Here is a 13,939-nt window from a genome sequence, read left to right as displayed (position 1 = left end):
TGGAGATGAGATATGTCGAATATGGATGTTGCAGCACTGAATCAAGCCGTTAAAGAACAAAGTTTGTTTGTTGTGCAAATGATGAATGAGATGAACAAAGTGGTCGTCGGTCAGCGTGAAATGATCGAAGGTATCGTGATGGGATTACTAACAGGCGGTCACATTCTTTTAGAAGGTGTTCCGGGGTTAGCAAAAACTTTAACGATCTCAACTTTAGCGCAAACAATTTCGTTACACTTTCAACGTATTCAGTTCACGCCTGACTTATTACCAACAGATTTAATCGGTACGATGGTGTTCAATCCAAAATCAGGTGAATTCTCGGCCAAAAAAGGACCGATCTTTGCCAATATCGTTTTAGCCGATGAGATCAACCGTGCACCGGCAAAGGTTCAATCAGCGCTACTTGAAGCGATGGCTGAAAAACAAGTTACGATCGGTGATTCATCATATAAGCTTGATCATCCGTTCTTAGTTATGGCGACCCAAAATCCATTAGAGCAAGAAGGTACATACCCATTACCAGAAGCCCAAATGGATCGTTTCATGTTTAAGATTAATGTTTCATACCCAACAAAAGCTGACGAATTAGAAATCGTAAATCGCATGGGTGTGAACGACCGCCCAACGATCAACACAGTTCTTACCAAAGAGCAATTATTAGCAACAATCAAAACAGTCGATGCGATTTACGTGGATCAAAAAGTTCGTAATTACATCGTCGATCTTATTATGGCGACACGCGAACCAAAACTTTACGGTTTAGGTCGTTTAGAAAAAATTATCGCGGTCGGTGGTTCACCACGTGCTTCGTTATCACTAATCCGTGCAGCGAAAGCGCACGCATTTTTACGTGGTCGTGGTTTTGCCACTGTCGAAGATATTAAATCAATTGTTTATAAAGTTTTACGTCACCGTTTAATTTTAACTTACGAAGCTGAAGCTGAAAATTTAAAACAAGACGACGTGATCCGCGAAGTTTTAGCGGCTGTCGAAGTTTCTGCATAATTTAAAGGTTTGTAACTCATGGCTGAGCAACAACAGGTTCCCGCAGAGATATTAAAAAAGATTAAGCGCATTGAAATTGATACGCGTAAGATGGTGAATAATATCTTCTCGGGTGAATACCACACTAAATTCAAAGGGCAGGGAATGACCTTCTCTGACTTTCGTGAATATGTCGCTGGCGATGACGTTCGTAATATCGCTTGGACGTTGATGGCTCGTGCCGGTAAACCGTATGTAAAAACTTTTGAAGAAGAGCGTGAATTAACGCTAATGATCTGTGTGGATGTATCAGGGTCAAATGATTTCGGTTCACGCGATCACTTTAAAGGCGAAACGTTAGCCTATGTGGCTGCGACGTTAGCTTTCTCGGCGATTAAAAATAATGATCACGTGGGTTTATTATTATTTTCTGATGATGTGGAATTATTTGTTCCGCCGAAAAAAGGTAAAAACCACGTTTACCGTATTTTACGTGAAATTTTATTTTATAAACCAAAATCAACAAAAACAAAAATTAGTGCAGCACTTGATTACTTACGCGGTATTTTAAAAAAACGCGCAACTATTTTTGTATTATCTGACTTTCAAGATCAAGATTACCAAGCTTCGATGACTTTTTTAGAAAAAAAACACGAAGTGATCGCGGGGCTTGTTACTGATCCTGCTGAATTTATGTTTCCTGATGTGGGGTTAATTGATTTGCACGATTCTGAAACTGGTGAAACAGTTTTAATCGATACATCAAATCCAGTTTTCAGAGAAGAAATGAAAACTAAATTTAAAAATGATTTTGAAAACTTTCAAAGAAATCTAAAACGCTCAGGTGTGGATAGTTTCACTTTTGAAGCCGACGATAATTTTCATAAATCATTATTAGCGTTTTTTAAAAGAAGGAAATCTCGTTAATGGCTGAGGTAAAGTGTACGACAGTCATTCCAGATGTTCCGGATCTGAAAGCCCAAGAGTTAACAGTGGGCCGTCATTTTTTTCTGAATTGCCAAGGCAGTTGGGATAAATCGTTTGATTTTACCAAAGCTCAGTTTGTGACTGATGAACAAAGTAAATTTATTATTAAATTATTTAAAGCTGAAGCCCGCAGTACAGATTCATTTGATGTAGATATGACTTTATACCAAGCGGGTAAAGTGCAGTTTCCGGATATGATTATTTCTGATGGCACTTTGCAAGTTTCGTTAGGTGCGCAGCAGTTTGAAGTGGTTTCAGTTTTACCAAAGCCTGATCCAAAAAATCCAGAGCCGCCAAAACCTTTTGGTTATGCGATAGGTATGCTTCATTGGCCCATGGCGTACACGATTATTTTTGCAAGCTTATTATTAGCGGTGATTGCGCAAGCCATTTACTTAGCGGCACGCACGCAACGCTGGAAACAGCTTAAAGCTGTAGTTGACACATTTGAATCAGCACAAGCGCCTGATAACCAGTTTTATAAAACAATTCGTGAATTAGAGAAAAAAGATTTTCCGATCAGCGAAGTTGAAAAAGCCGCGAAAGTTTATATCTTACGCCGTTTTAGTGTGCCGATTTTTAATTTGAATTTAAAAGAAACCGTGGCGTTTATTAAAAAACGTCACCCACAGTTAAAAGAACAACGTCGTCAAGTTTACAACATCGTCAAAGACATCGAACTTTTAGCTAAAGAAAAAGAATTAACGTTAGAGCAAAAAACGAAGTTTATTAAACGTTTCTATGAATTTATTGCTCGCTGTGAAAATGCCTACAGAACTGGAGGCTTTTCAAAATGACATTTTTAGGTTTTATCTGGGCTAACCCATGGGCTTTTTTACTTCTGTTATTGTTACCCGTGCTTTACTGGTACTTTCACCGTGCGCAAAAAAAGAAAGCCACTTTTCAGATCAGCAACGTACAAATCTTTAAAGCATGGCAGGGGCGTGGCCGCGTTCAATTAGTCAAATTGAATACGATTTTGCTATTTGTAAGCTTAGCTTTAATGATCGTTGCGTTAGCTCGCCCGCAAACGCGCGATGAAAAAACTAAACGCACTTTAGATGGTTTAGATATCGTGATCGTTCTTGATATTTCAGATTCGATGCTGATCGAAGATATGAAGCCGGTTAACCGTATGGAAGCGGCTAAAGAAACGATTGCCAACTTTATTAAACAAAGAACATCAGACCGCATCGGTATTGTGATCTTTGCCGGTGAAGCGTTTACGTTAGTTCCGCCAACGTTAGATTATCAATTAATTGAAGAACGTATTGCGCAGATTCAAACAGCACAAAAAGCGCGTATCAAAGATGGTACAGCGATCGGTGTGGCTACAGCTGCGGGTGCTGCACGACTAAAAGATTCACAAGCTAAAACACGTGTGATGATCTTTTTAACAGACGGTGAAAATAACTCGGGCATGATCGATCCTGAAACAGGATTAGAGATCGCTAAGGGCTACGGTATTAAAATCTATTCAATTGGTCTTGGTAAATCAGGCCCAACAAAATTACCAATTTATTCAACAGATATGTTCGGTAATAAAGTGAAACGTTACCAACCCTTTGAATCGACAGTAAATGATGAATTACTGGCGTTAATGGCTTCAACAACCGGTGGTAAATATTTTCGTGCCACCCGCGAAGATTCATTGGCTGGCGTATTTAACGAGATCAATAGCTTAGAAACGACCAAGATCGAAGATCAAAAGTATGTGCGCTATAACGAATACTTTCATCTTTTTCTTATCTGGGGTGTGATTTTATTCTTAATTAATCGCATTTTAAATTATTCGTTCTTGAAAAGAGGTCCCTAATGTCGGTTTTACGTTGGGGTAATACATCAGCTTTTGCTTTTTTAATCCTGCTTGCGGTATGGGTACTATTATATTTTTATTTCGAGAAAACTTCAGAAAAAAAACTAAACCAAGCTTTCGGTAAAAAAGTTGTGCCATGGTTACGAGCGAGTGTTTCTTTTCCAAAACGCCGTTTGCAATTAGTTTTACAAGTTGTTGGCGGCTTTTTTTTAATTCTAGCTTTAGCGCGCCCGCAAATGGGTCAATCTGAGCAAGAGGTTAAATCAGAAGGTGTAGAACTGATGATCGTGGCTGACGTTTCAGATTCAATGTTAGCTGAAGACGTAAAACCTTCACGTTTACAACAAATGAAAATCGACCTGGCGAAATTAATGGATTTAATGCCGGGAAATAAAACAGGTTTAATCGCGTTTGCGGGCAGTGCTGCTTTAATGTCGCCGTTAACATCAGACCCAGGTGCTTTAAAATTATATATCGATTCACTAGATACGTATTCTGTATCAACCCAAGGTACCGCGTTTGAGCCAGCGTTGTCGTTTGCTAAAGAAGCCTTTGAAAAAGGTGGCGTTACACAATCGCCAGATTTAAAAACAACGCGAGTTATTTTAGTCGCTTCTGATGGTGAAGACCAAGAAGAAGGGGCACTAGAAGCTGCCAAAGCTTTAGCAAAAGACGGGGCTAAAATTATCACGGTAGCTTACGGCACTGAAAAAGGTGGAACAATTCCCACACGTGATCCGTTTGGTAATTTAACGGGTTCAAAAAAAGATAAAGACGGTAATGTTATTTTAACAACAGTTAAGGGTGAATTTTTAAAATCTCTGGCTGAAGCGGGCGAAGGTAGCTTTTACTTTGCTTCATTTGACGGAAGTCACTTAAAACAAATCGCCGAAGATGTAAGCCATTACGAAAAAGCTTTATTTGATTCATCAATGATTGTTCAGTACGACGAAAAATTTGCGTACCCGTTAGGTTTAGGCATCATTATTTTATTATTCAGCTTATTAATCACTGATCGTAAAAAAGAACCAATTATGTGGAAAGGGCGTTATGAATACTAAGTCCTTTTTAATTATTTTATTAGCGGCAGGCCTTGCTTTTGCCGAAGTAGAAAACGAAAAATATTCGGATGAAAAAAATGTCGCTAAAACAGAAGAGCCAGCTGTAGCGAAACCGCAAAAGCCAGTGGTCAAAGCTACAGATAAACTTCCGTGGCCGAATTTAAGTTCGTTATGGTACGACTACAAAGCCCGTAATGCGATTCAAGATAAAAACACTGAAATTGCGATGGAGTACGAATTAAAAATTTTAGAAAACGAACCCAACTCGGTGCAAACGCATTCAAATTTAGGAATCATTTTTGATTATCTGCAAAAAAAAGATGAATCAGGCCAGTCCTTTGATAATGCTTTGGAGTTATTAGAACGTTACAAAGATCAATTAACTCCGGCAGATATTTTTCAAATTTATTACAATTTAGGACTTCGTTTTCATAACGCCAAAGAAACTGAAAAAGCCTTAGAGTATTATCAAAAAGCTTTAGAGATTAATCCTGTGTCAATAGAAACTAAGCACAATATTGAACTTCTGATTCAGCAGCAGCAAGGTGGCGGAGGCGGTGGTCAAGGTGATAATAAAAACAAAGACCAGCAGGGTAAGCCAGATCAAGATCCAAAAGAAGGCGATGATAAAGATAAAAAAGATAAAGATCAAAATCAAGATCGCCAGCAGACGTCAAAATATAAACCGCGCCCTTACGAAGGCGATAAGTTAAGTGAAGCCGACGTTAAAAAAATCTTAGGCGAGTTATCGCAACAAGATAAAAAGATCCGCGCGAATTATAATAAAAAAGACCGTAAAGAGGATAAAAATGCAAAAGATTGGTAAGCTATTCCTCGTTTTATTTTTTCAAATATTAGTTGTAAGTGCTTTTGCCGCAGATTCATTAAAAGTTGAAGTTCAACCAGAATCAGTGGGCTTGGGCGATACAGTTCAAATTTATTTAACGGTGCAGTCTTCAGATGATTTTGAAATGGCTGATCCGAAGGTTCCACAAATTGATGGGTTAAAACTCTTACAAGCGCAAAATGCCGGACAATCTTCATCAACACGCATGAACTTTGTAAACGGTAAAACAGATTTTCAAAAAACTGTTTCACAACAATTTGTTTTTGTTTACGAAGCCACAAAAGCCGGAATCGTGATGATTCCTTCATTCACGGTTGAAGTGAATGGCAAACAGATGATGTCGGCCCCACAAAAGATGTCGGTGTCACGCGAAGGCCAGCAACAACAGCAACAACAGCAACGTCCAAACGTAGCCGGTCGCCCGAATTTTCAAGAGGATGATCCATTTGCTGAAGAAGACGATATGTTTGCACAGCTCATGAAGCAGCGTCAAAAAATGTTAGACGAAGTTCAGCGTCAAATGGGCGGTCAAGGTTTTGGTGGCGGTGGTCGCGGTGGAAACCCTAATTTTAATCCTGGTTTTGCGCAACCGAATCAAATTCCATCGCGCACGATCGAAGGTTTAAATACCAATGAAGCCTTTTTTATTTTATTAGATGTTGATAAAAAACAAGTTTACGAAGGTGAGCAAATCACTGCCACTTGGCATATTTACACGCGTGGTAATTTAGAATCGTTAGACCGTGCGAAATTTCCTGATCTAAAAGGATTTTGGAAAGAAATCATCGAAGAAGTGCCATCACTGCAATTTACCGAAGAGCAAGTGAATGGTGTGATGTATCGTAAAGCATTACTTGCAGCGCATGCGCTATTTCCGATTAAACCAGGTAAAGTGACCATTGATGAATTTAAAATTAAAGGTAAAGTGCGCTTACCAACGCAATTTGGTTGGGGTTCTGCGCAAGAATACACCAAATCATCTAAACGTTTAGAAGTCAGCGTTCTGCCGCTTCCGCAAGAAGGAAAACCCTTAACTTTCTCAGGCGCTGTAGGGCAGTTTCAAATTCAAACCCAAGTAGACGGAACATCTTTTCCCGCAGGGCAGCCGATTTCTTTACGTGTGCGTTTAGAAGGTCAAGGCAATGCGAAGGTGATCGAGCTTCCGGCCATTCAATGGCCTGAAAATTTAGAAGTCTACGATACAAAAAGTGAATCTAAATTTTTCAAAGATGGTTTAAGTTATAAAGAATTTGAAATTTTAGTGATTGCTAAGGCTCCGGGCGAAGTGAAAGTTCCGCAAATTAATTTTTCATATTTTGATCCGACATTAAAACAGTACATCACAAAATCGACAGAAGAATTTAAAATCACCATCACTGAGCCGATCAAGGGTTCAACATTAGCGCCGCTGAAAGCCAGTGATAAAGCTGCCACAGAAAAAGCGGCCGAAGAAAAAATCTTTTTACCGATCACAGAATTATCTTCGTCGTGGGTTCCGTGGGGAGATGTTAAATTGCCAGTGCTGCTTATTGTAACACTAGGTGCGGTTTTTACGGTGCTGGGACAATTTTTGTTAGCTCTTAAAAATTTACGTTTAGCGCCGCAATTATCTTTCAAAGTTGAAACGAAAATGAAAGTGCTTGAAGGTGCGGTAAAAAATAAAGATTACAAATTATTCGGTGCTGAAGCGATCAACTTACTTTACTTGGTGACAGCGCATTTGGCGCAAGAAGAGAGTGCTACGCAGGATTGGGCAGCGTTATTTTACAAAATGCCTGAGAATTATCGCCAAAGTTACGAGAAGAAATTAAACGAATTATTTGATTATTTTCAGATGGTGGGTTTTGCTCCGGAATCCGTGCGGGAACAGGCTCTTAGTCGTAACTCAGCAGAAGAAATGTTCAAGGAACTCAAGCTGACATCAAATAAAATCGTGTCTGAATTGCCGTAAATTGGCATAGCGAAAATTAGCAAAGTTTACTCTTGAAAACGTGATGTATCACTTGTAGCCTTAAATTTTACGGGGAGATACAAGTGAGACTAACGTCTAGTATGATTTTGACAGCATTATTGTGTGTTTCATTTGGATGTGCGACCACACCGTCATCAACGCCTTCTGCAAATTTAGGCAAAGAGTACGATCAAAACGGTGATTTAGAAAAATTCCGTGTTCAAGAGAGCGAAAAAGCTTCAGCTAAAGTCGCAGAAAATCAAGAATTAGAAACCATTCCTACAGAAATTAACGAAAAAGTTGAAATGTGGATCAAGTATTTCCAAGGTCGTGGTCGTCCACACATGGAAAGATACTTAGCCCGTTCTACTCGTTATGAAGCGTTAATGAAAAAAGTTTTACGCGATAACAAGTTACCAGAAGATTTATTCTACATCGCTTTAATCGAATCAGGTTTTTCTTCTTCAGCAAGATCACATGCATCAGCTGTAGGGTACTGGCAGTTTATTCGTGGTACAGGCAAACGTTATAGCTTAGACATCAACAAAATGGTTGATGAGCGCCGTGACCCGGTTTTAGCAACGCAAGCCGCTGCTGAATACTTCAGAGATTTATATTCAATTTTTAATTCATGGTATTTATCAATGGCAGCCTACAACGTAGGTGAGGGCCGCGTGATCAAAGCCGTAAGAAAATATAAAACAAAAGATTTCTGGGAGCTTTCACAAAACAAAAGAGCGTTACCAAGTGAAACTGACAATTACGTACCAAAATATATCGCTGCTAAATTGATCGCAAAAAATCCAGATAAATATGGATTTGAAGGCATCGATTACATGACGCCGATTGAGTTTGACCACGTGACATTAAAAGAACCAGTAAACTTAAGAATGATGGCTGAAAAAATGAACTTTAACTACGAAGATTTCAAAGATTTAAATCCAAAATTTAAAGGTGAAATTGCTCCGTTAGATAAAGACAACACATTAAGCCTAAGAATCCCAGCAGGCACGATGGAAGTGGCCATGACAGCGGCTTCTACATCAGTAGCCAGCATCATTGATTTCGTACCTGACCAAGTAGAAACACAATACTACAAAGTAAGACGCGGTGATAACTTAGGTTCAATCGCAAGAAGATACAGAACTACTGTTGCGTACTTACGAGAGTTAAATGATTTTTCAAGAAAGAAAACAATCCGCGTAGGCCAAAAAATCGTAGTACCAGACCGCACGCCATTACAACAGCGCAAATCGACAAAAGAAAAAAAGAAGTCACAAAGCACAGTTACAACATCTGATTTCTACGTCGTAAAAAGAGGCGACTCTTTAGCCTCAATCGCCGACAAATTCGATGTCTCAGTGATCGAGCTAAGCAAAGCCAACGGCATCAAAAGAAAGTCTAAATTACGCGCAGGCGTAAGACTGAATATCCCGAGAATTTAAGCGGGGAGTAACGTACTCCGTTTTCGATAAGTATAAATTTTAAATAGAGAGCTTCGGCTCAAACGGACACCGGGAATTGTGCAACAATTCCCGGTGCTGTTTTTAGGGCATTTGAACTACACCAAAGGCGACGAGCTTTATTTCTGCCTTTTTGCTCTTCTTCCAAGCAGTGCTCGCCGAAAGCTTAAAAATTAATTAAATACTTCAAAAACGAGTTCGGGCTTGGCGCATGTTTGCGAACGCAAACGTGTGCCAAACGGATTGTCTGAGGCTTTTGAAGTATTTAATTAATTTTTACAGGGCTTCGTCCGAAGGAGCCTTCGGCTAGTGTGGGTCGAAAAAAAGGCAAAAAAAAACTCTAAACTTTGTCATCCACTGATAAGTTTAGAGTTAAGGGGAATGAAACCAATCCATGAAATAAAATGTAATTTTTTTTCCTTCCATTGCAGTCTTCACCGCAGGTTCTTATATCCTTTGGCAGCTGGCTGGCATTTGTAGCCCCTATAGCTTTGCGTCCCAGAATTTCCTCTGGTTTGCCTTGAGGCAAAAGAAGGATACGGAATTACCCGTATACTTTAAAACCGCTAGTGACCTCCTATAAATAATAAAGAGTCAACTCGAACCGCGCCTACACCATGTAAACGGGTTTCGCCTCATAAACGGTTAAATATTTTATTTATCGCATCGTCACTTCGGTGCTTTATCGTTATGATCGTAAATTCGCTTCATATAACGTCCCTCCCAATGAACTAACAACTGACCCAGGTTGACTTGGCCTTACGACCTTTACCCGGCATACGTTAGTAAGCTTACAAAGCTTAGTGATCTTGTATGAATTAAGAATAGCCTGGGTGCGAATTGTATTTCCAATTTTTTTTGATTAATCTCAAAAAAGCATATAAAACGTCTCAAAATAATTAATCGATTTAGTAGGAAAACATATGGTCGCTTTTAACGCCGTTACAAAACAAGTTGGAACAAAAATTCTGTATTCGAATGGTTCATTTCAAATTAATCCCGGCGATAAAATCGGCTTAGTTGGCCCTAATGGTGCCGGTAAAACGACGATCTTTCGTTTAATCATGGGCGAAGAATCTCCTGATCAAGGAACAATTTCAAAACCTGAGCGCGTACGTATTGGTTACTTCTCTCAGAATATCGAGAACATGAAAGGCCGTTCAGTATTAGCCGAAGTTTTAGCTTCTGGTGGCCTTGATAAAATCGTTGAGCAAATCAAACACTACGAAGAGCGTTTGCAAGATCCTAATCTTGGTGAAGACGAGATGATGGACGTTGTTGAAAAATATGGAGCGCTTCAAGAACAATTTGAAGCGGTTGGTGGCTACGACGTAGAACCGCGTGCGGCTGCGATTTTAGGTGGTCTTGGTTTTTCTAACGAAGATATGCAAATGGATATCGGGCAGTACTCGGGCGGTTGGAAAATGCGTGCGAGCTTAGCGAAAATTCTATTATTAATGCCAGATGTTTTATTACTAGATGAGCCGACGAATCACTTAGACGTAGAATCGATCGTATGGCTTGAACAATGGATCAGAGATTTTAAAGGTTCTGTTCTTATGACTTCGCATGATCGTGATTTCATGAATCGTCTTTGTTCAAAAACAATCGAACTTTCTAATAAGCAAATCACTGTGTACGGTGGTAACTACGATTACTACGATAAAGAACGCCAAATCAGAAAAGAACAATTAATCGCTGCAGCTAAACGCCAAGAAGATATGTTAGCTAAAGAAGAAGAGTTTATTGCTCGCTTCGCAGCTCGTGCTTCGCATGCAGCGCAAGTTCAATCACGTGTTAAGAAATTAGAAAAAATTGATCGTATCGAAATTCCACCTGAAGATCGTGCGATGGATTTCATTTGGCCAGAACCACCTCGTGGCGGTGAGGAAGTTGTTAAGTTTGAAAAACTTGGCAAAACTTATCACTTAGCCGATGGCCGCGATAAAAACGTATTTAACAATGCGACAGCGTTAGTAAAACGTTTGGACCGCGTAGCTGTGGTCGGTGTGAATGGTGCTGGTAAATCGACATTATTAAAAATTATTACTAAGCAAACTGAGGCTTCTTCTGGAACTTGTAACGTAGGCCCTTCGATTCAGTTAGGTTACTTCTCGCAGAACAGTTTAGATTTATTAAATCCAAACAACACGATCTTACAAGAAGTTGAGCAACGTGTACCGAACGCTACAATGGGTTCTATTAAATCTTTACTTGGAGCTTTCTTATTCTCTGGTGAAGAAGTTGAGAAAAAGATTTCGATCTTATCAGGTGGTGAAAAGTCACGTGTGATTTTAGCGTGTATCTTATCTCAGCCAGTAAACTTCTTAGTGCTGGATGAGCCGACGAATCACTTAGATATCAAATCACGTGAAGTTTTACTTAAAGCGATTAAAGAATTTCCAGGCACGGTAATGATGGTATCCCATGACCGTTTCTTCTTACGTGAAATCACAACACGCGTATTTGAAATCGATAAAAATCACTTAACGACTTACGATATGACATATCCTGAGTACGTTGAACGTGTTCACCATAACTAAAATTTAGATTTTAAATTTGGTTCTTAAAATGCAAAAAGCGAGATTGCTTACGCCATCTCGCTTTTTAAGGCTTCGTGACTCCCTTTCCGAGAAAGGAGCTCCGAATGCCGAATTTCAAAGTGATAATGAAATATCGACAGAAACGAGACAAACTTAAATGGGTCCTAGGTCTAGTCTTCAAAATCCTTGTGGTTTTAGACAAGCTAATAGATCTGATTAAGAAATTCCCTTACTAGTAAATGCTTTTTAGATCATCTAACGTACGATCTTAAAACATTAACTAGCGTGCGGAGTTGCAATGGCCTTAACGGCTTGATGGTTGTAGGCGCTTAGATTGTCTCTACAAGCTTCGCAGCTAGTTCTTGGAAGCATTTAGATTCTGCAGAGTCAGAGTAGCTTTCCATGATCGGAATACCTGCTTCAGAACCTAAAGAAACATTCGGGTTGAACGGAATCTCAACCAGTTTTTTAATTCCTTTAGCGGCAATGTAAGATTCCATTTCGCCTTTAGGGAATAACTGCATTTTTTCGCCGTTCACAGGATTTAACATGTAAGCCATGTTTTCAACTAAGCCTGCAATCTTAACTTGTGTGCGTTCGAACATATCAATCGCTTTTTTGGCATCGATTAAAGCTACGTTTTGCGGAGTCGATACGATCACAGCCGCAGCTACTGGAACTTTTTGAACAACAGATAACTGCACATCACCAGTGCCCGGTGGAAGATCGATCACTAAGTAATCTAGTTCACCCCATTTAACATCGCGGAAGAACTGATCCATAGCTTTGAATAACATCGGACCACGCCAAACAATTGCGGCACCTTCTTCAGCTAAAAAGCCAATGCTCATTAATTTTAAACCGTAACGTTCGATCGGATTGATTTCAGTGCCGTTAGTAACAGTTGGTTTTTGGTTGATCGCTCCCATCATACGCGGGATTGATGGGCCGTAGATATCGGCATCTAGTAAACCAACATTACCATATTTTCGTAAAGCTAAAGCCAAGTTAGTTGAGACAGTCGACTTACCAACGCCGCCTTTTCCTGAGGCAACTACGATGATTTTTTTAACTCCGGGAATGGCTGTTTGCTTATCGAATGGATTCATATCGGGTGTCCTTAAATTGGCGTTTACAAGTCAATGAAGTAACTTAATAATAAACAAGTGATCAATAGCCAACTGCTTTTATACTTAAACCTGGGAATTGGCCTACTTTTAGTGCTTTATTTCCTTTCTGGCCGCCATAAGCCAAAACAACCCACACGTTTGAACATGCGCGCCAAAGGTTCTGCCGAAAAAGTACCGGTGGTTTTAGAGGCCGAAGGTAAACAAGAAGTCGCTGTCACAAGTGGTGAACCACGCGAGGTAGGGCGTTCTTTAGCGGTGATGTTTATGTATAATGGCCATGATTGGGAAGCCCATGATGTTTTGGGAGTGCCGCAAGGGGCGTCGATGCATCAGGTGACTATGGTGTATCAGGAGTTAGTGAAAAAATCAGATGCGCGCTCGTTACAATTTTACGAGCACGCGTACGCGGCGATTTCTACTCGGCACCGGAAGCATCGTCTTTAGCAGCAGTTTCGGTTTTAATTTCAGATTTTAAAATTAAAACTTGAGCTTCAGCCAGCGAAGTTTCTGTTAAGCCTAAAGTGCTTTTCTTTTCGTTGTAATCAGTTCTTTCGCTTTCTAAAACACCAGTTTGAATTTCGATTTCAGATAAAACAGCAAAGTGATTTTGTGACCAAGACGAAGCTTTTAAGGTTTCGATTTCGTTTGAGTTACGACCATCTTTCATCGCCATTAAAGAATCATAAGTGTGAAGCTTTTTAACTTCAAGAACTGAAACTTTAGCTACACCTTCATCTACCTTCGCAGTTTCAGAAGTCCCAGCTGTTTCAGCCACCGGAGTCGCTTCGGCGTGTTTGTTCATCATTGAAGGAATAAATTCAAGAATAACAGCTTTGCCATCCATTAACATATAAACTAAACGGTTTTGTGAAAGTAAAAGTTCAGCTTGTTCGCGCTTAGCAGGATCTTCAATTTTATTCACAAGTTGACGCTTAAAAGCCATATTTTCAGGGCTGTCTTGGCGTTCGTCTTTAGTGATGTCGGCTAATTCTTTGAGTTCAACAACTTCACCAGAGATTTTTTTACTTAACTTCGTTGGGCGCTCTTGGGCTTTACCACAACCAGAAAAGTTGATCACGGCCATCACTGCTAACATCGAAAAAATAATTAGGTTTTTCATACTGTTCCTTTGGCGCGCTTCCAGCGCGACCCTT

Annotated in this window: 12 protein-coding genes and 1 riboswitch; of the genes, 10 read left to right on the top strand and 2 right to left on the bottom strand. The window is 39.8% G+C overall.

Features of this window, described 5'->3' with window-relative positions:
- Positions 1-12: 12 nt before the first annotated feature.
- The 9 genes from ACKWCF_RS11835 to ACKWCF_RS11795 all read left to right on the top strand — a co-directional run bounded on the left by ACKWCF_RS11835 (position 13) and on the right by ACKWCF_RS11795 (position 11,655).
- On the top strand, positions 13-1,008 hold the full coding sequence (locus ACKWCF_RS11835) for an AAA family ATPase (RefSeq protein WP_409477801.1): 996 nt from the start codon (positions 13-15) through the stop codon (positions 1,006-1,008).
- Positions 1,009-1,026: 18 nt separating this feature from the next.
- Positions 1,027-1,914, top strand: a complete 888-nt coding sequence (locus tag ACKWCF_RS11830; RefSeq protein WP_409477800.1) for a DUF58 domain-containing protein — start codon at positions 1,027-1,029, stop codon at positions 1,912-1,914.
- On the top strand, positions 1,914-2,771 hold the full coding sequence (locus ACKWCF_RS11825) for a hypothetical protein (protein WP_409477799.1): 858 nt from the start codon (positions 1,914-1,916) through the stop codon (positions 2,769-2,771). Before ACKWCF_RS11830 ends, ACKWCF_RS11825 begins: the two co-directional genes overlap by 1 nt.
- The gene (locus tag ACKWCF_RS11820) at positions 2,768-3,790 is read left to right on the top strand and encodes a vWA domain-containing protein (protein ID WP_409477798.1); all 1,023 of its coding nucleotides are present in this window, start codon (positions 2,768-2,770) and stop codon (positions 3,788-3,790) included. Before ACKWCF_RS11825 ends, ACKWCF_RS11820 begins: the two co-directional genes overlap by 4 nt.
- On the top strand, positions 3,790-4,851 hold the full coding sequence (locus ACKWCF_RS11815) for a vWA domain-containing protein (protein ID WP_409477797.1): 1,062 nt from the start codon (positions 3,790-3,792) through the stop codon (positions 4,849-4,851). Before ACKWCF_RS11820 ends, ACKWCF_RS11815 begins: the two co-directional genes overlap by 1 nt.
- Entirely contained in the window at positions 4,841-5,677 is an 837-nt protein-coding gene (locus tag ACKWCF_RS11810) for a tetratricopeptide repeat protein (RefSeq protein WP_409477796.1), read from the top strand. The genes ACKWCF_RS11815 and ACKWCF_RS11810 overlap by 11 nt, the downstream gene beginning before the upstream one ends.
- Positions 5,661-7,649: a BatD family protein gene (locus ACKWCF_RS11805; protein WP_409477795.1), complete on the top strand. Its 1,989-nt coding sequence runs from the start codon at positions 5,661-5,663 to the stop codon at positions 7,647-7,649. Before ACKWCF_RS11810 ends, ACKWCF_RS11805 begins: the two co-directional genes overlap by 17 nt.
- A gap of 101 nt (positions 7,650-7,750) precedes the next feature.
- Positions 7,751-9,094 (top strand): LysM peptidoglycan-binding domain-containing protein, encoded by a 1,344-nt coding sequence (locus tag ACKWCF_RS11800; protein ID WP_409477794.1) that lies wholly within the window; start codon positions 7,751-7,753, stop codon positions 9,092-9,094.
- Positions 9,095-9,567: 473 nt separating this feature from the next.
- A riboswitch (cyclic di-GMP riboswitch) is annotated at positions 9,568-9,642 on the bottom strand.
- Positions 9,643-10,035: 393 nt separating this feature from the next.
- Entirely contained in the window at positions 10,036-11,655 is a 1,620-nt protein-coding gene (locus ACKWCF_RS11795) for an ABC-F family ATP-binding cassette domain-containing protein (protein WP_409477793.1), read from the top strand.
- Between the two features lie 329 nt (positions 11,656-11,984).
- Here the strand turns inward: ACKWCF_RS11795 and ACKWCF_RS11790 are convergent, their stop codons facing one another.
- On the bottom strand, positions 11,985-12,764 hold the full coding sequence (locus ACKWCF_RS11790) for an Mrp/NBP35 family ATP-binding protein (protein ID WP_409477792.1): 780 nt from the start codon (positions 12,762-12,764) through the stop codon (positions 11,985-11,987).
- A gap of 57 nt (positions 12,765-12,821) precedes the next feature.
- Between ACKWCF_RS11790 and ACKWCF_RS11785 the strand changes: the two genes are divergently transcribed.
- The gene (locus ACKWCF_RS11785) at positions 12,822-13,229 is read left to right on the top strand and encodes a hypothetical protein (RefSeq protein ID WP_409477791.1); all 408 of its coding nucleotides are present in this window, start codon (positions 12,822-12,824) and stop codon (positions 13,227-13,229) included.
- Here the strand turns inward: ACKWCF_RS11785 and ACKWCF_RS11780 are convergent.
- Positions 13,201-13,905, bottom strand: a complete 705-nt coding sequence (locus ACKWCF_RS11780; protein ID WP_409477790.1) for a hypothetical protein — start codon at positions 13,903-13,905, stop codon at positions 13,201-13,203. The two genes, ACKWCF_RS11785 and ACKWCF_RS11780, sit on opposite strands and share 29 nt — an antisense overlap.
- Positions 13,906-13,939 lie beyond the last annotated feature (34 nt).

Source organism: Pseudobdellovibrio sp. HCB154 (assembly GCF_046267985.1).
GTDB lineage: Bacteria > Bdellovibrionota > Bdellovibrionia > Bdellovibrionales > Bdellovibrionaceae > Pseudobdellovibrio.
The sequence above is the reverse complement of the archived record's forward strand: the minus strand, read 5'-3'. Positions and strand labels throughout refer to the sequence as shown.

What these genes read in the sequence shown, in the direction of transcription:
- ACKWCF_RS11835 (WP_409477801.1), top strand. Translation starts at nt 13, where the DNA reads ATGTCGAATATGGATGTTGCAGCACTGAATCAAGCCGTTAAAGAACAA.
- ACKWCF_RS11830 (WP_409477800.1), top strand. Translation starts at nt 1,027, where the DNA reads ATGGCTGAGCAACAACAGGTTCCCGCAGAGATATTAAAAAAGATTAAG.
- ACKWCF_RS11825 (WP_409477799.1), top strand. Translation starts at nt 1,914, where the DNA reads ATGGCTGAGGTAAAGTGTACGACAGTCATTCCAGATGTTCCGGATCTG.
- ACKWCF_RS11820 (WP_409477798.1), top strand. Translation starts at nt 2,768, where the DNA reads ATGACATTTTTAGGTTTTATCTGGGCTAACCCATGGGCTTTTTTACTT.
- ACKWCF_RS11815 (WP_409477797.1), top strand. Translation starts at nt 3,790, where the DNA reads ATGTCGGTTTTACGTTGGGGTAATACATCAGCTTTTGCTTTTTTAATC.
- ACKWCF_RS11810 (WP_409477796.1), top strand. Translation starts at nt 4,841, where the DNA reads ATGAATACTAAGTCCTTTTTAATTATTTTATTAGCGGCAGGCCTTGCT.
- ACKWCF_RS11805 (WP_409477795.1), top strand. Translation starts at nt 5,661, where the DNA reads ATGCAAAAGATTGGTAAGCTATTCCTCGTTTTATTTTTTCAAATATTA.
- ACKWCF_RS11800 (WP_409477794.1), top strand. Translation starts at nt 7,751, where the DNA reads ATGATTTTGACAGCATTATTGTGTGTTTCATTTGGATGTGCGACCACA.
- ACKWCF_RS11795 (WP_409477793.1), top strand. Translation starts at nt 10,036, where the DNA reads ATGGTCGCTTTTAACGCCGTTACAAAACAAGTTGGAACAAAAATTCTG.
- ACKWCF_RS11790 (WP_409477792.1), bottom strand. Translation starts at nt 12,764, where the DNA reads ATGAATCCATTCGATAAGCAAACAGCCATTCCCGGAGTTAAAAAAATC.
- ACKWCF_RS11780 (WP_409477790.1), bottom strand. Translation starts at nt 13,905, where the DNA reads ATGAAAAACCTAATTATTTTTTCGATGTTAGCAGTGATGGCCGTGATC.